At 53.5% G+C, this 20,569-nt stretch carries 15 protein-coding genes and 1 tRNA gene; 6 read left to right on the top strand and 10 right to left on the bottom strand.

The window, feature by feature from the left end; translation table 11 throughout:
• The first annotated feature begins 8 nt into the window (after window positions 1–8).
• The 5 genes from rfaE1 (at window position 9) to ACUZ9Q_RS08970 (ending at window position 4,043) form a co-directional block, all read left to right on the top strand.
• Window positions 9–1,466 carry a D-glycero-beta-D-manno-heptose-7-phosphate kinase gene (gene rfaE1 / locus ACUZ9Q_RS08990; protein WP_449247720.1) on the top strand — a complete coding sequence of 486 codons (1,458 nt, stop codon included), beginning with the start codon at window positions 9–11 and terminating at the stop codon, window positions 1,464–1,466.
• Between the two features lie 27 nt (window positions 1,467–1,493).
• The gene (locus ACUZ9Q_RS08985; protein ID WP_449247719.1) at window positions 1,494–2,492 is read left to right on the top strand and encodes a glucokinase; all 999 of its coding nucleotides are present in this window, start codon (window positions 1,494–1,496) and stop codon (window positions 2,490–2,492) included.
• Window positions 2,493–2,784: 292 nt separating this feature from the next.
• Window positions 2,785–3,192, top strand: a complete 408-nt coding sequence (locus ACUZ9Q_RS08980; protein WP_022659167.1) for a Fur family transcriptional regulator — start codon at window positions 2,785–2,787, stop codon at window positions 3,190–3,192.
• A 107-nt stretch (window positions 3,193–3,299) separates the two neighbouring features.
• A complete protein-coding gene (locus ACUZ9Q_RS08975; protein ID WP_022659168.1) occupies window positions 3,300–3,839 on the top strand; it encodes a bacterioferritin in 540 nt (179 codons plus the stop codon).
• A 15-nt stretch (window positions 3,840–3,854) separates the two neighbouring features.
• Window positions 3,855–4,043, top strand: a complete 189-nt coding sequence (locus ACUZ9Q_RS08970; protein WP_022659169.1) for a rubredoxin — start codon at window positions 3,855–3,857, stop codon at window positions 4,041–4,043.
• A gap of 124 nt (window positions 4,044–4,167) precedes the next feature.
• Here the strand turns inward: ACUZ9Q_RS08970 and ACUZ9Q_RS08965 are convergent, their stop codons facing one another.
• From ACUZ9Q_RS08965 to ACUZ9Q_RS08945, 5 genes are all read right to left on the bottom strand, one after another.
• Window positions 4,168–5,019, bottom strand: a complete 852-nt coding sequence (locus ACUZ9Q_RS08965) for a PhzF family phenazine biosynthesis protein (RefSeq protein WP_449247718.1) — start codon at window positions 5,017–5,019, stop codon at window positions 4,168–4,170.
• A gap of 128 nt (window positions 5,020–5,147) precedes the next feature.
• Window positions 5,148–5,636 (bottom strand): Cys-tRNA(Pro) deacylase, encoded by a 489-nt coding sequence (gene ybaK / locus ACUZ9Q_RS08960; RefSeq protein WP_215648650.1) that lies wholly within the window; start codon window positions 5,634–5,636, stop codon window positions 5,148–5,150.
• Between the two features lie 15 nt (window positions 5,637–5,651).
• Complete coding sequence (locus ACUZ9Q_RS08955) at window positions 5,652–7,709, bottom strand: ATP-binding protein (protein WP_192113790.1); 2,058 nt, start codon at window positions 7,707–7,709, stop codon at window positions 5,652–5,654.
• A gap of 139 nt (window positions 7,710–7,848) precedes the next feature.
• The gene (locus tag ACUZ9Q_RS08950) at window positions 7,849–9,423 is read right to left on the bottom strand and encodes a dephospho-CoA kinase (protein WP_449247717.1); all 1,575 of its coding nucleotides are present in this window, start codon (window positions 9,421–9,423) and stop codon (window positions 7,849–7,851) included.
• Window positions 9,420–10,805 carry an NlpC/P60 family N-terminal domain-containing protein gene (locus tag ACUZ9Q_RS08945; protein ID WP_192113792.1) on the bottom strand — a complete coding sequence of 462 codons (1,386 nt, stop codon included), beginning with the start codon at window positions 10,803–10,805 and terminating at the stop codon, window positions 9,420–9,422. The genes ACUZ9Q_RS08950 and ACUZ9Q_RS08945 overlap by 4 nt, the downstream gene beginning before the upstream one ends.
• Before the next feature lie 151 nt (window positions 10,806–10,956).
• On the opposite strand from ACUZ9Q_RS08945, the gene ACUZ9Q_RS08940 reads away from it, so the two are divergent.
• A tRNA-Glu gene (locus tag ACUZ9Q_RS08940) sits at window positions 10,957–11,032 on the top strand.
• 501 nt (window positions 11,033–11,533) lie between these two features.
• On the opposite strand, the gene ACUZ9Q_RS08935 is transcribed toward ACUZ9Q_RS08940, so the two are convergent.
• The 5 genes from ACUZ9Q_RS08935 to ACUZ9Q_RS08915 all read right to left on the bottom strand — a co-directional run bounded on the left by ACUZ9Q_RS08935 (window position 11,534) and on the right by ACUZ9Q_RS08915 (window position 20,555).
• Window positions 11,534–13,558 (bottom strand): glycosyltransferase, encoded by a 2,025-nt coding sequence (locus ACUZ9Q_RS08935; protein ID WP_449247716.1) that lies wholly within the window; start codon window positions 13,556–13,558, stop codon window positions 11,534–11,536.
• A gap of 18 nt (window positions 13,559–13,576) precedes the next feature.
• Entirely contained in the window at window positions 13,577–14,659 is a 1,083-nt protein-coding gene (locus ACUZ9Q_RS08930; RefSeq protein ID WP_449247715.1) for a methyltransferase domain-containing protein, read from the bottom strand.
• Window positions 14,660–14,758: 99 nt separating this feature from the next.
• On the bottom strand, window positions 14,759–16,696 hold the full coding sequence (locus ACUZ9Q_RS08925; RefSeq protein ID WP_449247714.1) for a TIGR04326 family surface carbohydrate biosynthesis protein: 1,938 nt from the start codon (window positions 16,694–16,696) through the stop codon (window positions 14,759–14,761).
• A gap of 302 nt (window positions 16,697–16,998) precedes the next feature.
• Window positions 16,999–19,320, bottom strand: a complete 2,322-nt coding sequence (locus ACUZ9Q_RS08920; protein ID WP_449247713.1) for a glycosyltransferase — start codon at window positions 19,318–19,320, stop codon at window positions 16,999–17,001.
• Complete coding sequence (locus ACUZ9Q_RS08915) at window positions 19,320–20,555, bottom strand: glycosyltransferase (RefSeq protein ID WP_225530094.1); 1,236 nt, start codon at window positions 20,553–20,555, stop codon at window positions 19,320–19,322. Before ACUZ9Q_RS08915 ends, ACUZ9Q_RS08920 begins: the two co-directional genes overlap by 1 nt.
• Between the last annotated feature and the right edge of the window lie 14 nt (window positions 20,556–20,569).

Raw genomic sequence — 20,569 nt, 5'->3', positions numbered from 1 at the left:
AGAGCGTCATGAATTTTGACGGAGTACGCATACTGGTTGTGGGCGATGTGATGCTTGATCATTACATTGCAGGCCAGGTCAAAAGGATTTCTCCCGAAGCCCCGGTGCCTGTGGTGTCTGCGGCAAAACGCTGGTCTGTGCCTGGTGGTGCTGCCAACGTGGCGCGCAACCTTGTGCGCCTGGGCGTTGATGTGGCTGTTGCTGGCGTAGTGGGGCAGGATGCCGCAGCCAACGACCTGCGCGCGGCGCTCGCGGCTGAGGGGATTGCGGACGGCCTGGCCGTTTCGCCCAGTCGCCGCACCACCTGCAAGACGCGCGTTCTTGCGCAGGGGCAGCAACTGCTGCGCCTTGACGAGGAAGTAAGCGCTCCGCTTGGCGCAGATGAAGCAGACGCTCTGAAAAAACAGGTTCTTTCCCTGTTGCCGGGGCGGCATGCGGTTATTCTTTCTGACTACGCAAAGGGCGTGTTGCTTGAATCGGCCAGCGGCTGCAATCTGTGCCAGATAATCATTGAAGAAGCCCGCCAGCTTGGCATCCCCGTGCTGGTTGATCCCAAGGGCAGCGACTGGCGGCGCTACGCAGGAGCACACTGCGTTACTCCCAATGCCGGGGAATTTGACGCAGCCTGCGGGCTGGACGCTGGTGTAACGCTCAGCAGGCCTCGCCGTGAAACCCTTGCCGGGGAACTGCGCTCCCGTTACGGCATTGAACGCCTGCTCATAACGCGGGGGCCGAAGGGCATGGCCCTGTTCACCCCTGACGAAGCACCTGTTTACTGCCGCGCCGCCGTGCGCGAAGTGGCCGATGTTTCCGGCGCAGGCGATACCGCCATTGCCACTCTGGCAGCATGCGTGGGAAAAGGCCTGCCCTGGGCCGAAAGCATGCACCTTGCCAATGCGGCGGCAGGGGTCGCCGTGGGCAAAATGGGCACTTCACCCGTGTCTATTGCAGAGCTTAACGAGGCGCTGCGTGAACAGGCCGACAATCCCAAGCTTTTTAGCGTTCAGAACCTTGTTGAAAAAATTGAAGAATGGCGCAGAAAAAACGAAACTGTGGTTTTTACCAACGGTTGCTTTGACCTGCTGCATCCTGGCCACATTTCCCTTATCCGGCAGAGCGCCGCTCAGGGCGATCACCTGATTGTGGGGCTCAACAGCGATGCCTCAGTGCGCCGCCTTAAGGGGCCGACCCGCCCCATCCAGAATGAAAGCAGTCGCGCCTTGCTGCTGGCTGCTTTGTCAGACGTGGACGCCATTGTGCTTTTTGACGAAGATACCCCGTTTGAACTCATCTCGGCCCTGCGACCTGACGTGCTCGTGAAAGGCAGCGACTATACCATCGACAATGTGGTTGGGGCCGATGTTGTGCAGCAGGGGGGCGGCAGGGTCTATCTTGCCCGCCTGGTAGACGGTTGCAGCACTACGGGCATAGTGCGCAAAATCGATAACCAGCGGGATGTCACCTAGGTCAGCATCCGGAGTTTTCAGCCGTACATGCAACGCATTTTCGCAGCAGATATAGGTGGAACCAACGCAAGGTTTGCCCTGTTCACAGTGTATGAGGGCAATCTCACGCTTATGTCTGCTGTGTGGGCAAAGTCGGCTGATCTGGGCAATGCCCATAATGTGCTGCAAGCCATGCAGCAGCTCTTGCAATCTTCATTCTCTGCGGGTGATTCCCTCGTCATTGCCCTTGCCGGGCCTGTGAGCGGCCTGCGCGGCAAACTCACCAACGGGCAGTTGCGCGTAGACCTTGATGGCGTAGCGCAGCAGTACAACCTGGCCTGCTGCCTGCTGCTCAACGATTTCAGCGCGCAGGCCTTTGCCACGCTGACGCCCTGCGGCGCTGCTGCCGCACTTGTGCGCAGCAGCACCAGATTCATTGACGAATCCAGAGAAACCCGGGCCGTGCTTGGCGCTGGCACTGGCCTTGGCGCAGCCATGCTGGTGCGCTCGGGCGACCCTGACCCTGCCGGAAGCTGGTTGGCCGTGCCCTCGGAGGCAGGGCATACTGCCTTTGCCTTTGTGGGGCCGGAAGAGCAGGCCTATCAGGCTTTTTTGGCCCGCGAACTGGGCCGCGATTATCCCACGGCGGAAAATGTGCTTTCCGGTGAAGGGCTCTCCGTGCTGCACTACTATCTTTCCGGCCAGTTTTTTTATCCCCCTGCCGTGGGCGCTGAGGCCCTGTCGCACGAAACGCCCACGCTATTGTGGTATGCCAGATTTTGGGGCCGGTTTTGCCGTCAGTGGATACTGACCACGCTCTGCCGTGGCGGGTTGTGGATTGCTGGTGGCATTGCCGCCAAAAATCCCCTGTGTCTGACGCATCCGGCCTTTATGCAAGAACTTGGTCTGGTGCCCGATATCGGCGGCATTGCGGCCTCTGTCCCCATTTATCTTGTCACCGATGGCAACAGCGGCCTGTGGGGTGCGGCGTGTGCGGCTGCGGAGCATTTGTCCTGCCGCGTTGCCCGTGCTGAAAAAAGCGGCTAGGCAATCACGGCCCTGCGGACTGATGCAATTTGGGGTTACGCCTTGACGCTTTTCTGAAAGTTATTTATTTACCCGCACTGCGATGGTATGTTTTTATGCGCCTTGTGGGCGTGAGCGCTCTAGCTGGACTGGAGCCGCCGCAAGGCATTTTTTTTCAGCATGGGAACCATATTTCCGATAAGCAGCCATTGCGCACTGTTTTTCGCCAGGCAAAAGTCTTAGTCTTTTGGTTGAGTTTGGGCTTGACAGTAATCCGCGATAACAGTAATTTTTAGCAACACTGGAGGCTGGCATGGCTCAAACACAAACACGAATGACCCGGCAGCGGGCAGTTATTTTGGAAGAACTGCGCAAGCTCAAGAGCCATCCAACTGCGGATGAGCTGTACAGCATCGTGCGCGAGCGTTTGCCCCGAATAAGCCTGGGTACTGTGTACCGGAATCTGGATTTTCTGGCAGACAGCGGCGAGATCCGCCGTCTGGAAGCTGCCGGATCAACCAAACGTTTTGACGGTGACATTTCAAACCATCAGCATGTTCGCTGCATTTATTGCGGCCGGGTTGGCGATGTTGAAGACGTCAAGCAGGCCCCCACAGTTGAAGGCATGCAGGCAATGGGTTTTGCGAGCATTTTGAGTTCGCGGGTGGAATACGACGGCGTGTGCGAAACCTGCGCGAGATCGCTTGAAATAACCCAGTAACTGTTGTCCGAATGTTTTTCCGTGTGCGCGGTGGCTGCTTGTGAGATTTTGCTATTCGTATTATGCAAATAGCATCTTGAACCTGTTATAACCAAGGAGCTTGCGTCATGGCTGAAAACAGGGAAAGCCGGAAGGCTAAAGTCATAGAAGTACTGAACAAGGCGCGCGCCATGGAGCTGTTCGCCATCCATCAGTATATGAACCAGCACTACAATCTGGACGATATGGATTATGGCGAGCTTGCTGCCAACATGAAGCTTATCGCCATTGACGAAATGCGTCATGCCGAAAATTTTGCCGAACGCATCAAGGAACTGGGCGGCGAGCCCACCACCCAGAAAGACGGCAAGATTGTCACCGGGCAGGAAGTGACTGCTATCTATGAGGCTGACGCCAATCAGGAAGAAGTCACCATCGAGGCTTACAGCGGTTTTCTTGCCATCTGTAAGGATGCGGGCGACATTGTTTCTGCCCGTCTTTTTGAACGGATCATTGACGAAGAGCAGGCCCACCTGACCTATTACGACAATATTGACGGGCATATCAAAAAACTTGGCGACACCTACCTTGCCAAGATTGCCGGTACGCCTTCCACAACCGGCCCTGCCAGCAAGGGCTTTGTGACCGCAACGCCCGCAGCGGGCTAACAGGCGGGGCAAAAGATGGCTGAACCCAAGGATATGTGGCGTTGCCAGATGGTTAATTGCGGTTACGTTTACGACCCTGACCGGGGCGACAAACGCCACAAGATACCGGCTGGAACCCGTTTTGAAGATCTGCCTGAAGACTGGAAGTGCCCTGTATGCGGGGCAACAAAAAAGAGCTTTCGCCCTTTGAGTGACGAAGGTTAAGCCAGGAATCCAACACCCTTGCGGTGAGTTTTGAAAAGGCCCGTTCCCTTGTGCTGCCGAGGCAGAGAAGGAGACGGGCCTTAAATTTTGCGCCTGTTGGAGGAGCTTGTGAACGCAGGTTGGTTTACATCCCCTGTATACATTCCCCGCGTACGAGCAGGCGAACCTGACCGCTCACCAGCATGTTGCCGCTGGCTTTGTCCTTGCGGATGCTGATTTCCGAGTCACGCCCCACAAAGCGCCCCTGACGGAGAAGTATTTCCTGTGTGGGCGAAAATCTGTTGTGTTTGTACAGGTAGGCCCCTACCGGCCCTGCGGCGCTGCCCGTGGCCACGTCTTCCGCCAGACCAGCATTGTCCCATGTTCTGCCTTCTACGGCGTTGACGTCAAAAACATAGGCGAATTTTGCGCCGATCTGTGCAAGCCGCGATTCGTAATCCGCCACGAGAATGCGGGCTTGGTCCAGCCCTGAGGCAAGGGGCACCAGCAGATAGGGCAGCCCTGTGGATACTACTTCCAGGGGGAATCCGGCGGCAACATTGTGCGGCGCCAGATTCAGCGGTCGCAAAAAGTGTGCATATTCTTCCGGCTCTGGCGCACAGATGAATTCCGCTGGCCCCTGATCCATACAGCAGTCATAAAAATCACCCTGCGCTGTGCAAAAAACAGAAACCTGCTTGCTGTTCAGGTTGAACAGAACCGTGCTGGAGGCCTCCTGCAAAAATTCGTGCTGCACAGCCGCGGCAGCGCCCAGAATGGGATGCCCGGCGAAATCCAGTTCTTCCTCAACGGTAAAGATGCGCGCATCAAAAGCAGCATCACCGCGCCGCACAAGGAAGATTGTTTCAAACTGCCTGAATTCACGGGCAATCTGCTGCATTACAGCGCTTTGGGGAAAGGCCTTGGCAATAAAAACAGTCAGACCATTGCCGGTCATGGGTTCTTTGCAAAACACATCTGCGTGGTAATACTGCATGCATGATCTCCTTGTCGGATGGGCAGATGGCAGAGCATGCGCTCCGTGAAGTATTGAGATACCCACGCGGCAGCTTGTGATTGTCTGCCCCGGCCGGAGGCTTTATGCAGAAAATAACGGGTGGGCAACTAAATGCGCGCCACTGGTGCGTACTGCCCTTCAACGGCGCGCAGCAGATCATCCGGCTTGAGGCGCAGCTGAACGCCGCGCTGGCCTGCGCTCACAAAGATGGTTTCAAGCAGAATGGCGTTTTCGTCCACAAAAACCGGATAGGCCTTCTTGGCTCCAAGGGGGGAGCAGCCGCCGCGCATATAGCCGGTGAGGGGGCGAACATCCTTGAGCGGAACCATTTCCACATGCTTGTTGCCAGATGCGGCGGCCAGCGCCTTGAGGTCAAGCTCCGCCGCAGCGGGGATGCAGGCCATGAGCACGCCTGTTTTGTCGCCTCTGGCTACCAGGGTTTTGAACACGCAGGCAGGGTCAACGCCAAGATTGTGCGCCATTGTTACGGCTGACAGGTCATTTTCGTCCACGTCAGCAGTGTGCAGTTCGTAGGGAATGCCCAGGCCTTCAAGAATTCTGGCGGCATTGGTTTTGGAAACTTTTGCGGCAGGCATGATTTGTCGGGGTGCTCAGTGGAGCTTAAGCCACTTGGCGAGTTTATTGCGCAGGGTTGCCATGCTGAAGGGCTTGGCTATGTGATCGTTCATACCCGCGTTGATGATTTCGGCGATGTTGTCAGGCAGGGTCGCGGCGGTAAGGGCAATGATGGGCAGGGCTTTTTGTTCGTCATTTCCCGGCAGCATGTTCCGCAGTTCGCGCGTGGCGGTCAGGCCGTCCATGACGGGCATGTTAACGTCCATCAGCACAATATCATATGGGGTTTCCATGGCCATGCGCAGGGCTTCCTTGCCGTTGGGCGCAACATCGCATTCAAAGCCCAGCTGGCGCAACATGGCGCGCAATACTTCCACGTTGATCTCGTTGTCTTCCGCCACAAGAATGCTGCATTCTGCGGCCCCGTCCAGCGGCTCTGCCGTGGCGACGGCCTGCTCCTGCGGGCAATATATATTGCGGGCAGGCGTGCAGGGGATGCTCAGGTGGAAGGTGGAACCCTTGCCCAGCTCGCTCTCGCACCACAGCGCGCCGTGCATGAGTTCCGCAATGCGTTTGCAGATGCTCAGCCCAAGGCCGGTGCCGCCAAAGCGGCGGCTGATGCTCGCATTGGCCTGGGTATAGGGATCAAAAAGGTGCTGCTGGTATTCGCGGCTGATGCCCATGCCCGTATCCGCAATCCTGAAGTGCAGGCTGTCTTTGTCGCCAGAAATTTCGCGGTCAATTCGCAGGGTTATGCGCCCTTCGGCGGTGAATTTGACGGCATTGTTCATGAGGTTGAGCAAAACCTGCTTGAGGCGCAGGCTGTCGCCCCAGAGCTTCAGCGGCACATCGTCGCCAAGCTTGCATTCATACTCAAGCCCCTTCTGCTCAATGGGGAAGCGCAGCGAGGTATGCACGAATTCAAGCACGTCTTCTAGCGGATAGTTGGCGTCTTCCAGCACCATCTTGTTGGCTTCGATTTTGGAAAGATCCAGAATATCGTTGATGATGGCCAGCAGGTTTGTGGCGGAAGTGCGGATTTTTTGCAGATAGTTTTTCTGCTCGTCGCTGGGATTGGATTGCAGGGCCAGATGAGTGAGGCCAATGATGCCGTTCATGGGCGTGCGGATTTCATGGCTCATGTGCGCCAGAAATTCGCTTTTGGCCTGCGAGGCCACCACGGCATCCTGTTTTTCGTGCTGGGTTTGCAGCAGGTCAGTCACATCGCGTGAAATGCTGAGGCGAACCGTTTTGTCGTTGTCCCACCTGATGGCCTTGTCCACCACCGTATAGGTGCGCCTGGTGGTCTTGTTTTCATACGTCCACTGATATGGCTCGCTGGAGGCGGCAATAATGGCATTGGTGCAAAAGGGGCAGGGCGTATCCCGCCCCATGAGCCTCTTATAGCAGATGTTGGACAAGGTGCCGTCTTTGCGCGGATATGTTTCTTCAACACTATTGTTGACGAAAAGAATTTTGTACGTCTCCATATCCACAATGCAGACAGGGTCAGTGAATGCATCAAGAATATCGTGCAGTTGTCTGTGCTTGCGCTGTAACTGCCCGTAAAGACGAAAATGCGTCAGCGTGATGGCAAGGATGCTGCCCAAAAGATAGCAAAGGCTGGAGTCCTCGATGGACCATTGCCCGCGATAGCGGTGGCGCAAAAGGCAGATGCCGCCAAAAAGCTGGCCATCGTGGGCGATGGGCACGCAGATTGCCGATTTGATTCCACGGGAGAGAAACAGGGCTTTTTGCGGGCCTTCGGGCATGGCCGAGGTATCGGCAACGCACAGGCTTTTGCCCTCTTCAAACAGGCTCAACACCGGCGACATGTCGTTGAGCGTTGCCGCTGGCATATCTGCCGTTGCACTGCGAATGCCCGACCGCCAGACTACAGGGGCAGACCACTGATCATCGTCAAATTCTACAAGAGACACCTGCTCACAGTGCAAGGATTCGCCAATACTGGCCATGGCTGCTCTGAGAAAAGGCTCTTTGCTGACGTGCAGAAGGGCTGAACTTGATATTTCCAAGGCCAGCACCAGGGGATTGGCTAGATTGCCCTGATGCGGCTGTTGTGCGTCTGACATGTTTTACTTCAACTGATGCTTTTGGTCTGAAAATTTAAAGATAGCCTATACGCGAATACTGCGAATTGTGTCAAGAAATGGCAAATTAGGTGAAAAACTCATGGAACTTGAGTGGATAGACAGTATCTGACTCCAGTAGTTACTGCCACAGACTTGCGAGGTGCAGCGCAAGGGCCTGTTCATCCTTCTGATCCTGTGTGCGCATGCTTGTCAAAAAATCCTGGGCCTGGGCGCATAAAGATTCCAGCGAACCCTCGTTATCCACAACTGTGTTGCAGGCGGCCATTTTGCGGTCTTGCGTCCATTGCCAGCCCTCAATAGCTTCCAGCTTGTCTTGCGTCCAGCCACGGTTAGCTTCTATGCGCTGCGCGCGCAGGGGCATGGCGCAGCGCACTCCGACAACGTGCGGTTCTGGCGAAAAGCTGTTTTGCCAGCCTGTTTCAAAATACAGAGGCACTTCGGCCACTGCCAGCGGCACACCCAGAGATTCCTGCTGTATCCAGAATGCTTCCAGCGCCTTGTGCGTCAGGCTGTGCACCATGTTTTCCACCTCGCGGCGCAGCACGGGGTTGGTGCGCATGGCCTCAAGCAGCGCGGTTTTATCTACTGCGCCGGCTGGAGTAAGCAGTGCGCTGCCGCCGATCTGCCCGATCCATTGTGCAGCCTCTCCATGGGGGGCGTACAGGGCGGCAACCGTTGCATCAGCGCTGAACACAGGCACGGCCATACCGGCCAGGCACTGGGAAAAGGCTGATTTGCCGCTGCCGGGATTGCCCGTTACCACCACGCGGCGCATGCGGCGGCAGCCCTGAAGCGCGGCCATGAGCATGTCGTCCGGCGGCGGGCAGGCAAAATTCATGGCCGCGCCCGTGGCCGGGTGGATGAAGCTGATGCGCCATGCGTGCAGCATCTGGCGCGGGGCGAGGGCCTGCAAGGCTTTGGGCGCATAGAGCCTGTCGCCAAGCAGGGGATGCCCAATGTGGGTCATGTGTACGCGTATCTGATGCGTGCGCCCGGTATGGATGCGCACGGCAAGCAAGGAGAAGCGCCTGTCGGGCGCTGTCCACAGGGTTTTCCATTCCGTATGGGCTGCGCGCCCGCCGCGCGATTCCGGCACAACGGCCATCTTGACCTTGGCTGTGGGGTGGCGGCCAATGGGTTCGCGGCATTCGCCCTCTGCGGGCGGCCTACCACTCACAAGGGCCAGATATTCCTTGTGTACTTCCCTCTGTGCAAAGGCCGCGCTGAGTACAAGGCGATCCTGCTCAGTCAGTGCCACCAGCAGGATGCCGCTCGTGTCTTTGTCCAGCCGGTGCACTATGCCGGGGCGTTGGCCTTCAATCCTGCCCAGTTGCGGGAAACGCCCCAGCAGGCGCTGCACCAGGGTCTGCTCTGGGCAGGAAGGGCAGGGGTGCACTGTAAGGCCAGCAGGCTTGTTGCACACAACCATGTGTTCGTCCTGCCAGAGCAGCTCGAGGTGTCCTTCCTCAGCCTGCAAGGTCGTGGCGGTTTCCGGCAGGCGCAACGTGATGGTCTGCCCGGCCCGCATTTTGGCATTTACGCGGGTTTCCGGCAGGCCGTCCACCTGACAGTGCCCGGCCTGAACGGCTTTTTGCAACGCTGCCCGCGACATCTCGGAGGCAACCTGATGCAGCACGCGGTCCAGTCGCTGGCCCGCATCCTCGGCTGTTGTTGTATGGCGCAGTTCTGTCACTGAAGGGTATCCGCCGGGGTACTCAACGTGCGGAGCCTGTCGGCAAACGTCGTTGTACGGTAAAGGTTTTTCAGCTCGGCGCCGGGGGTGATGGAAGTGACAACGGCCCTGCCGATAACAAAACGGCCATCAGTGTCGCTGCCCTCAACTGTGCGTACGCCCCACACATTGTGGAAAATGGCGGGGCGTCCATTATACTTGCCCACATACAGCATGATATGCCCGCGCATGCCCACAAGGCTGAGGAAGGGAACTCCGTTGCGCAGAATCTGTTCTTCCTTCTCCTCGGTTGTCATGCCCTCAAGCATGTTAACCGCGCCAGTGCGCGCCTGCGCCACGGAGTTGCGCGGCAGCCAGATGCCAAAGGGCGTGAACAGTTCGCGCGTGAGGGCAGAGCAATCCCTGTCGCCGAACATGCCGCCCCACCCATAAGGCTGGCCGATCATGAAATTGCCCACCTTGGCCACGTTGCCAGGGGTCATGCGCATGGGCCACGGAACGGCGTCTGCTGTAGTAAGCGACGCCGGGGCCAGTTGGGCCATGCCGTCTGCTCCGCGTATGGGCACAAGCAGCTCAATTGCGGCCTGCCCGCCGGAGCTGGCGTCTGCGGGCGAGGAATATCCGCTACGCATGGGCAGCAATGCTCCGATATTGGCTAATATGGAACCTGCAGGCGTGACAAGGTTCACGCGGTCGCGCACCAGGGCTGCAAATGTGCTGTTGCGGTACATGTATTTGAATTCAGGGCTGACTGGGGCCAGATCTTCGTCCGCCACCCAGCCGCCAGCCACGGGGCATTCCACATAGTGCCAGCGGCCATCACGGCTTGTGTGCGCGATAAGCACCGGTGTGCCCACGGGCAGCAGGGAGTATTGAAAATAATCAAAGGGATTGGCTTTGGGATTTGGCGTGGGTTCGGAAAAACGCGCCTCATTGGTGGGCAGTTCGCGCAGATTGGCGTTACGCACGGTTATGGCTGCCTGGCTGCGCGAGGGGTAGGAACCCAGAGCCGCGTTGGCGCTCATGGCATCCCATTCCGGCTGCGTCCAGCGCACATCGCCAATTTTGTAGCCGCGCGCCTTGTTGAACAGCACCGCCACATCGCGCTTGCGGATGGAGGTCTTGGCCATTTCCCACGGGCCAAAGGTGATGCGCATAAATCTGGCCGCCTGATTGGCCTGCTCGGCAGGAGAAACAAGCAGTTTGTCTTCTCCTGCGGCCTTAGCGTACACATCCAGATTCTGCGGGTAGCGCCGGAGGTCTTCCAGTGTCCCCATCCACGTGGGCATGTCGCCGTCGCGCGTGGGAATAACCTTGCCGCCGCATGCGGCCAACAAGGCAAAACAGGCGATAAGCAGGGGAAGGTGAAGACGAGATTTCATGAGGGCTGCTCCTTCCTTCAGATTTGGGCCGCCGCCAGCGGCAACTCCATACCTAGCACCTTGAACGCAGGTACGGCAACGGCTGATTTTACCGCCCTGCATATGAACTGCTTGACAAATAAGGCTTGAGGGCCTTATTTAACTCCTCGTTGTCACCATCGTCTATCCGGTTAGGACGGCGGCCTCTCAAGCCGCTAAGACGGGTTCAAATCCCGTTGGTGACGCCATGTTTCCGAGTGAGGCAATTTGACCGTGTGCTAATTTATGTGGCAATTGCCGTTTTATCGGGCGCGAAGGGTGTGATCTTCGCGCCCTTTCTTTTTGCAAAGACCTGTTCAATTTTGTCTGGTTGTACACCAAGCCGCTAAGGCGGGTTCAAATCCCGTTGGTGACGCCAAATTCAAAGGCGCTTGCAGTTTATGGCTGTAAGCGCCTTTTTTATTTATTTGATTTTATTTCTTCGCGGAGGCTAAGCGCCCGTGTTTGAGGCAGAGTCAACCACATAAAGTGCAACGCAGTTGGTGCAGATTGGCACACGCGGGCATAGAGGGCAAAATAAGGGAACGAGATTACAGCCCAGCTTTATTGTATTTTTTACGCTGCAATCCGGTCGAAAACTGAATGATGTGCCAATTGGGCGTTCTGGCGCTCACCGGAGCAACCTGGGAGGACGCGGCGACAGGCAGCGGAATTGCCGTTTGCTTTACAGCACGGGTAGCGTGCTTGCGTCAGGCAACGGGGGTATTTTTTGCACTCACCAGTTTCAACGATTCGAGAAAATGGCGGGCAAAATCGGGGTACTTTTCGACCAACGTGGGCAGAACTGGATTAAATTCTTCATCTTGTTCTCTGCTGGAATCATACATGAGGCAATCTGCAAACACACCGTTAACAAGATCGAGGAGAATTGATTTATATTTATTGTCAAAGTGTTTATTGATGATGTCGTAAACCTCAATTTCTCTCTGGCCTACTGTAGCCCTATGTTTTAGGCGATCCACTTCTGAAAGATAGTAAATGCCTTTTTTGTGTCTGCGATACACACTCATTATCTTGTTGATAAAGCCGATCTTTCCCAATTCTGCATGCAGCAGATGCCAGTACCAGTCACCAGGGCAGCAATCGGGTCTGAACCACTCGGGCAGTCCGTTCCGAAACCGCCAGCGGTACACAACAGAGTTGGTCTGGATAATATTGCATTTGAGCAAGTCGCTTAAATAATAAAAAGGTTTGATACCGCGCGGAAGCTGCTCCACAGGTGGGTATACACGCTCGCGTTTTGAGTCGTCCTCGTACACGACCTTAACAGGGTGGAAACACAGGGCGCAGTCCTTGTGCTGATCCAGAAACTCTACCTGAATTTGTAGTTTCGCGGGGTCGGTAAAGTAATCGTCCCCATCGCACAGCGCCGCGTACTCCGTACGGCACATGTCAAAAAGAGCCTGAACGTTTCTCCAGCCGGCCTTGTTTCTGTCCTTGCGAAATACGGGCACAATATGTGGGTATCGGGCCGCAAAGTCCAAAATGATTTTCTGCGTGCCATCGGTTGACCCGTCATCGGCAATGATATGCTGAACAGGAAAGCTGGTTTGCTGTGCTAGAATGCTTTCAATGTTTCGGGCAATAAACTCCGCATGGTTGTATGCAAGAGTGAGCACTGACAGCCGTGGCTCTGGCGCTATGCTGATGCTGGAGGGCAACGGTTCTGCTGTGTTGTCGCAAACATCGTGGAGGGCTTGCTGCACAAGGCGCTGGTCGTGCTGGAGGAAATGCGCAGGTATGGCGTCCAGTTCTGCCATGCGTGCCTGGGCGAAGTCCGTATCCAGATGCTGTGCTATGTTGAAGGCGGTTGCTGCATCAAGCCCCAAAAAAGGTTGCCAATCCGGCTCCGGCTCCGGCTCGTCAAAAAGGCGCTCCTGGCCCAGCAGCCGGGCAGCCTCCAGATTGTCCGCCTGCCGCTGCGCCAGCAGCTCCGTGCGGCGTTTTGGCCCAAGCAGACTATGAGGTGAAGCCGGATAGTCGCTGTTTATAAACCGGTGAAGCTGGGTGGGCCAATGGAAGACTGTATTGGGAGGCAGTGGAAGGGTATTATCCATCAACGTTGTCTGGGCAAAACTGAGGACTTCGCGTGGAATCATCGGAAAGCACAGAGGCTGATAACTGTTTACCCAAAGTGGACTTTTTATATCTATATGCAGTAAGTCCGCTACATCTTCAATTGTTATAAGCGAGTTGTTTTTTTGATCAAAAGTGCGAAGCAAATATTTAATGAAATCGCTGAAATTGTTTTCGCAAAAAGTATTTCTTACGTTATAAAAGCGGTTAAATTCAAGATTGCAAAGACGAAACGAAGTATATGAATAGTAACGTTCAAATATTATATCATCGCGTTGTGATTTATCGAGAGCAATGCTCAGCGTCGCGTCCGGAAAAATATGTCTGCATGCCTGCACAAGATTGCGGAAGGCGTATACTCTTGGCCGGATAGAAAGTAGGCCCAAGCATAGTGTATGGGCCTCGTGCCCGGTTGCTTCCTTCTCAATAATTCGTAGAGCTGCTGGCAGTCTGCTGTCTCCATGCTTTTCGCACAGTTCATTTATCTTGGTAATATATGCGGAGCTGTGTGCTGTTGAGCAAAAATCTTCAGCGAAAAAAAATCCTAATTCAGTCAATTTTTCATGAAATGTTTTGTTTAGAAATGAGAAAAAAAACTGCTCATGAGTGCCTGAATAGAGAATTATTTTGTTTATCATGCTGATTTACATGGATTGTTAGTATAAAATGACTGGGTGTATGTTGGCATTGCTTCCAAAATATTCCCATATATTTCTTAGCATGGCGTCGTGATGCTGTGCTCGCGTGAATAAGATTATAGGTATGTTTCTATTTTGGGCTGCCGCAACTTGCGGCGGGATCACGGAAATGCCATCAACGCTTGGCGTTGCTTGTGCAAATTCTGGTGACAGAATCATGCCTTGAGGGCAGAGGCATGCAACGCTCTGTTTGTAATATTCATAAGCTGCTCCAGCTCCCCAAAACCAGACTTTTTCGCCAGAAATTTTTTTAGCCATGCGGAGGTAGCATTCCCGCAATGCTTTGTTTCTTTTGTCGTGTCTTGCTTTGAAGTACGTCAGAACCAGTGCCCCGTCATTGGTCTGAATATCGATTTCATGGAGGCCAGCCTTTTTACATAGCGCGATATGCTCTTGTATTGATCTTTTCCATCCCCATAATTGAACAGGTTTTTTTAGTAAAAAATGATTAACCAGGGTTTGGATTGTTGAAATAAACTGTTCAATGTATCTGCGTATAGAAAAATAATAATGTTCATATGTTGAATGGATTATTATGATGCCGTCTTTATTTAGATAGTCGCCAAGACTTTTTAAAAGATCAACCCATTGTGTATTTGACATGGAATAATCAACTTCAATGATATATATAATGTCAAATTTGTCTTCTTTCTTAAGACATTCTGGAACAAACCCAATACGCAAGTTATTTTTCAAAAAATTCTTGTCTAAAAACGACGGTATTTCTTCAGATAATTCTGTGCAGTATAGTGTTATATTGGGCCGCTCTTGCAATAATCTGTGCTCAACATATCCATTTCCGCAAGAAATACTTAGAACTTTTTTTTCAGAATCTACGTCGATATTTTGGAGAATGTTATCAAGAGATTCCTCCTTAAACAACTTGTAGGTTTCACTAAGTTGAGCTGGGGAAGTGTATCTTTTCTGAAATTCTTCATAAAAGGAGTTATAAAATAATTTATCAGCAATTTTAAAAAAAGAAAGTTTTGAAAACGCAAAAAAAGGAATATAGTGCCAGTGCCATTGATATGAACGCCTCATGACAACACCCTTTTCATAATCTGACTTGGAGTGATTGGTCGCTATGTATGCGTGCGCACCTGAACCAGAGCATTTCTATGCAATTACAATTCATATTGCTTAAATGTTGGATCCAGAAAGCAGGTTATGCCAGCGAGGCATGCCCGGAGTAGTGCAAAAAAAGTTGTTTGCCCTGGTTGATTTTATTGTGTGCAGCGCTTGAACAAGTTCACTTGCATTTTTGACAGAAACTCTTTCCGCCACACCTTGTGTAATGCTCATGTCAAAATTGTTTTCAGGGACGCATTCTATAAGTGGCAATTCTCTATAGCAAGCGAGCAATCCCACAGAGGTTGCGCTGTCGGCCACAACAACCGTGCCTGGCGTCATGTGGCTTTCGATGGAGCCGGAAACCTGCCGCGGTGGCGAAACAAACAATTGGGCCAGCATGGCGTCCACAGGAAGGTATGGGTGCGGTTTGATAAGCACGTTGCCCAGCAGCGGGTGGTCTGACAGGCGCATGGCCTGCGCCAGAATGGTCAGTGTTCGCAGTGCTTCCTGTGCAAAGTAGGAAGTTGCGACAAGAATGCGCCTGAACAGCGTGCCATGCAGCGGCGGCATTGATGCGGATATGCCGATAAAGCGTGTTGCTTCCAGCATGTCAAGGCGGTGCTCGGGAAAGCCGCTCTTGTGCATGGCTTGATACGCGCCGTCGCTGTTGCAGAAAAATTTGTCAGGCATGCACTGGCAAAATTCGTTAATATCCCAGGTAGGTTGTGCAACAAAAAAACGAAAGTCCGCATCCCGGATGACGGAATGCTGGGCAGCGTAGATGCGCCTACAGCCAAGGTTGCGTTGCTCTCGGAATAGCAGCCTTTCCCAGGATTGCAGTTCAGATGAGGTTACTACGGTGTCCTGGGGGCCAACAAGGGCGCAATAGCGGCGTATGCCTTCTAGGGTGAAGCACATGCGCATCAGGTGCTCGCCCTGGGTGGATTCCTTCCAGATGCCAGCCAGCAGGGGATACACGTTGAGGCATGAATCGGGCCAGCGCATCGTTGCTGGCAAATACCGCAATAATCCCCGTGCATTCCAGGCAACACGCATGGCCCACAGCCATGCCCTTAAAGCTCCCCGCGGGGTGAGGCATTCTTCCAGAAAGGTCATATCGACATTGTCTGGTTCGTTCTGCAACAAGTTGTCGCGCAGGCGGATATTTTCCGGGGCCTTGCTCACAGGGTCGCCGTGAATGAAGAACCAGTGCACAGGCTTGCCGCATTCTGGGATAATATCGTGGACACTTTCCCAATATTTTGAACGAAAGCGCCCCTGTTTTGCCGCGTTTGCGTCTACATTGGGAAACCAGGTGCCGAGCAGCAGGCCGGAGCGCTTGGCAACTTTGGGTGCTCTGGGAAATAGTGAACGAACTTTGCGCCACCAGTGCCATGCGTGGCGAGTGATCTGGAATGCGTTTATTGTCCGGTTGGCTATTGCGCTGCGGCGAAGGCGGGTCAGTATGTCCTGAAGGGGGGATGCGCCAGTTGTGGCGGTAGTGGCGGAATCTGTGCTGGAGGGTACGCAACGGCCTGCTTGATACGCGCCCGCGGGGTTTGCCTGCATTGGCGCAAAGTGCTCAAAGGGAATACGCTGGCTTTTGCAGAGTTCGCGCACAGTACGCGCAAGCTGCGTATTGTTTGTGTGCAGGCAAACAGAAGACGGTTGCATGCCGAGCAACAGATGTTCCAGCGCGCGCAGCTTGAAAACTTCAAACAGGTTGGCCCCAAAGAATGCCGGATGCCGTTCAAAAATTCGCGTCAGCCACCAGAGGGAGAAACCGTCAGGCAGCCGTAGATAATCGCGCAATGGGCGGCCATTTATGGAATGCTCTCCAAAATTGTGCACAAAGCAAAGAAATTCCGCCCGTGTATCATGGAAATAGCGTTCTTGCAGGTCAAGAATACTGTCTATGGAATCGTTTTCTGAAAAACGATCCCACAGAAGTATTTTTCCGCTACATTGGGGCGGCGGCATTGCGTCAACAATGTGCAAACATTCCATATGGTATTATTGGCGGTTCCAGATGCAGTTGTAGGTATTTCGATATGGCGATGCGTCATAAAAGTCCGCGTGGGCGCGGACGGCAAGCGTAACATCACTAGCTCTGCTCAAGCCCTCCACATTTCGTTGAATCGCTCAGGTATGCCGGAATAATCGAAATTTTATTGTCTGTTTGATGGTGGATGTTGATGGCGGCGTGTCAATGTCCTCCTTTACATTTAGCAACAATTCATGATTTGGAGATTTATCTGTTTATATGTATGTCGCGTAGCAATGCAAGGCTGGAATAATTTGCAGATGCATCATCGGTCATGGCCTCGCGTGCATTGGCGGCATATCTCGGGTATTTCTTTATCTATCAAATAATTTTTAAACATTGTGTGAATAGATTCCTGGCTAAGGCATTCCGAGATTGTTTGTGATGCAAGATTGCCTATCACCATGCTGTCATATTCTGTTTTAATATACGTGCATCCGCACAACTTCAAGCTTCCATCGGCAAGAGTACATAATTGTGGTGTATACAGCTTTGGGCACAGGCTTTGAGTATTACTGTGATCGACAATCTTTATTCTTGAACCGGCTTTGGAAAAAATTTGCCCAGACCAACTGTCAAACTCAAACCGATTCAGCTCGTTGAAGATGATTTTGTTATCAACAAAGTATTTTACATGTTTTTTGTAGTCATCATCGTTAACGACATCCTCATACGTGCGGTTGGAACGGAAGCCAAAGCCGATATGCGTTTGTGGACAATTTTTTTCTTTATACTGAAAAAAGTTGATAAGCGCAGGAAAGAATTCATCGTAATTGTTAACGCCAAACAATGTGGCATATGCATCAGCAGAAAATCCAGGCGTTGAAATATATATACGTTCAGGATGAAGATTCAGTGTTCTTTCCACAAGGTTCCATTTGTGAAAGAGCGTTCCATTTGTTGTTATATATGCCTTGAGGCCAAGACTCTTTGTATATGCTATTTTTTCAATAATGTTTCTATCGGTAAAAACTTCCCCTGTTCCAATAAAATGGATGATCCCATCCTTCCTTTCTTTATAAAAGTCGTCAGCAATTTTTTTAAAGAGTTCAAAAGACATGATGCGTTTTTTATCAATATTCAGGCTGTATTGGCAAAAAACGCAGTTTGCATTGCATATATTGCTATTCTGAACAGGGATACACTGGGGAACCGGCAGGGGAACAAACGTGTGCCGCAGTGCGCAGCTTGCCTGGGAATGCAGCTCTGCCTTGGTGAGCATGTTTTGCATTTTTTCTTTTATGTCAGGGGCGGCCTGGCCCAAGGCCTGACAGGCCTGGTGCGGGTATTCTTCCGCATACCAGCGCAGAACGGCATCCAGCGGAAAGCCCGCAGGCATGGCTTCCGGATAGGGCAAAGCGTTGCGTAGAGCGGGGATTATGAGTTCTTTCTTGTCTTCGCTCTGTATCTCCGGCAGCGAGGCAAGCCATGCAAAAGCGCCGGATGTACCTGGGGTAAGCAATCTTTGCGCCAGTTCTATGGTGGGTTCCGTTATGTGTTCCAGTGGATCTTGTTCACCATTATTCCGTTTGTCGCAAGCTATGAGCGCCAGTACATGTTCCAGTGCCTTTATGGCGTTTCTGTCTGAATTGGCGCGTTCATACTGCCTGTACAGCAGCAAGGGGTCCCCAGCTATGCTGGCGATGGCGCAGCCGTTTTCAAGCAGCCTATGCCACAAGTCGAAATCCTGCACATAGTTCAGCGCCGGGCAGTATCCCTTCACTTTTTGCAGCGCTTCCGTACGGAACATGGCGGCTGGGTGGGGAATGGCGCGTCCCTGCCATGTGTAAATATCGAGGTTGATCATTTCGGGGGTGCAGGGGGGGCGCCATGACCAGCCATTTGGGGTTCCGTCCTTGTCAATGCCAAGGATACTGCCACCAAGGGCCGCCACATCTGGATGCCCCTCCATAAAAACAAGCTGACGGTAAAACCGGTCGGGCAGGGCTATGTCGTCCGCGTCCATCCGGGCGACATAGGGCGTATCCACTAGAGCAAGCCCCTTGTTCAGGGCGCCCGTTTGGCCGAGATTGCTCTCGTTCGTCACAACCCGGATGCGCGAATCATTGCGCGCGTGCTCGGCCAGGATAGCTGCCGTGGCATCCTCTGAAGCATTGTCGATGATCAGAAAAATGAAGTTGGAAAAGGTTTGGCCCAAAATGCTTTCCACGGCTTCTTTGAGGTGCGCTTCACCGTTGAATACACTCATAAGAACCGTAAGGGGCGGCTTGGTGTACTGCGGGAGCTGTGCCCTCTGGTCACTGCTGCTCGCATAAAAATCTTTATCCAGATGTTGCAGAAAGTGGAGCAGGGGATTGCGTCCAGAGGCCAAAGCGTCTGGAAAGGCGCTCAGATACAGGAGTGGATCAAAAAATTCGTTGGGGCGATAACCCTTTCTGGGGCCGTAGCGCAAAAAATGCACAAGGGGCGGCATGGTGGCGGTACGTACCAAAAGGTAACAGCGCCTGTACCATGCCTCGTCAAATAGTCCGCTTTCTTCCACCAGACGCAGTTCCTGATCTGTGGGGCAGGCATACACGGGAAGATCATCGCAGCAAACGGGCTGGATGTTGGCGCGGGGGATCATTATTCAAATCTCCTTTGAAAGCTTTTCCATAATTTTGAGGCGGCTGTACGCGCGGCCTCGGCATACCAGCGCAGAGTGCCGGGCCATGGCCTACCGAAATCGCGGAATAGCCATTCCCTTCGGGCTGCCGCAGAAAGCCGCGCCATGGATGCAAAGGGTTCTTCGCTAAAGGCGTCCATGCGCGTATGCCCCTTGATGGATGCAGTGCTGAGCAGTAATGCTTCCCACTGGTCGAAAATCGGCCCTGGGGCATATTCTTGCGCGGTCTTTAAGGCTCCCTGAGCAAGCGTGCTGCGTAATCCTGCGCTACCCATGGCTTTGGCCAAGGTGTCGGCAAGGCTTTGCGGGGTCATTTCCGGCGCCAGGAGGCCGTTTTCGCCATCTTTGATTATGTGGTTCACGCCTGCGCACCCGGCAAAGCCAATGGCAGGAGTCCCCTGCGACATGGCTTCAAGAACGGTCAGTCCAAAACCTTCGCAGCGCGAGGGAATGCAGAAAAGCTGCGCCTGAGCGAATATGCCCAGCGCCAGGTCGGCAATGCCGCGCATGCGTATTGCCGATTTTGCCGGACTTTGGGCGATGGCTTTGAGGATGGCGTTTTCCTCTTCGCCATAGCCCCATATATCCAGCATCCAGTCGGGAAAACGGTCGTGCAGCAGGCCAAAAGCTTCAACCAGTAGTGGTATCTGCTTGACCGCAGCAAAGCGCCCAAGGCTTACCAGGGTGAGGGGTTTCGTTTGATGTTTTGCCGCAGGGGCAACCACGTCTGGCGCAGAGTTGGGAATAAATGTCACCCGATCATGCAGCCACGCGGGCAAAGAATTGATGAACTCTGGCAGGAGCAGATGTATGGCGTCAGCTCCACTCATGGCTGCCAGCCTTCCTGGGCGACTCCAGAATTGTTCCACCCTGGCCGGAAAGCTGTGTTCGGAGTATACCAGTGGAATGCCTGTTCCCATGAGGACGACAGCCCAATAGAGTTGCATTGCTCCACCCTGCATGGAGAGGGCAACATCGTAATTTTCTTGTGAGATTTTTTTCCTCAGCAAGGCAATATTTTCGTGCTTGTCTGACAGGCTGACCCTGAACATCCGTATGCGAGCGTCAAATTTGTACGGAGGCTCTTTTTTTGATGTGGCAGAACTGTAAATGCTGACCTCATGACCCCGCGCGATCATGGCATGTGCCAGTTCCCATGTGAACTTGGGCCCCCCGCCATAAAGCCAGTAGTGCATATCAAACAATATGC

This window comes from Desulfovibrio desulfopostgatei, assembly GCF_053570645.1.
This window is presented reverse-complemented; position numbering and strand designations above follow the sequence as displayed.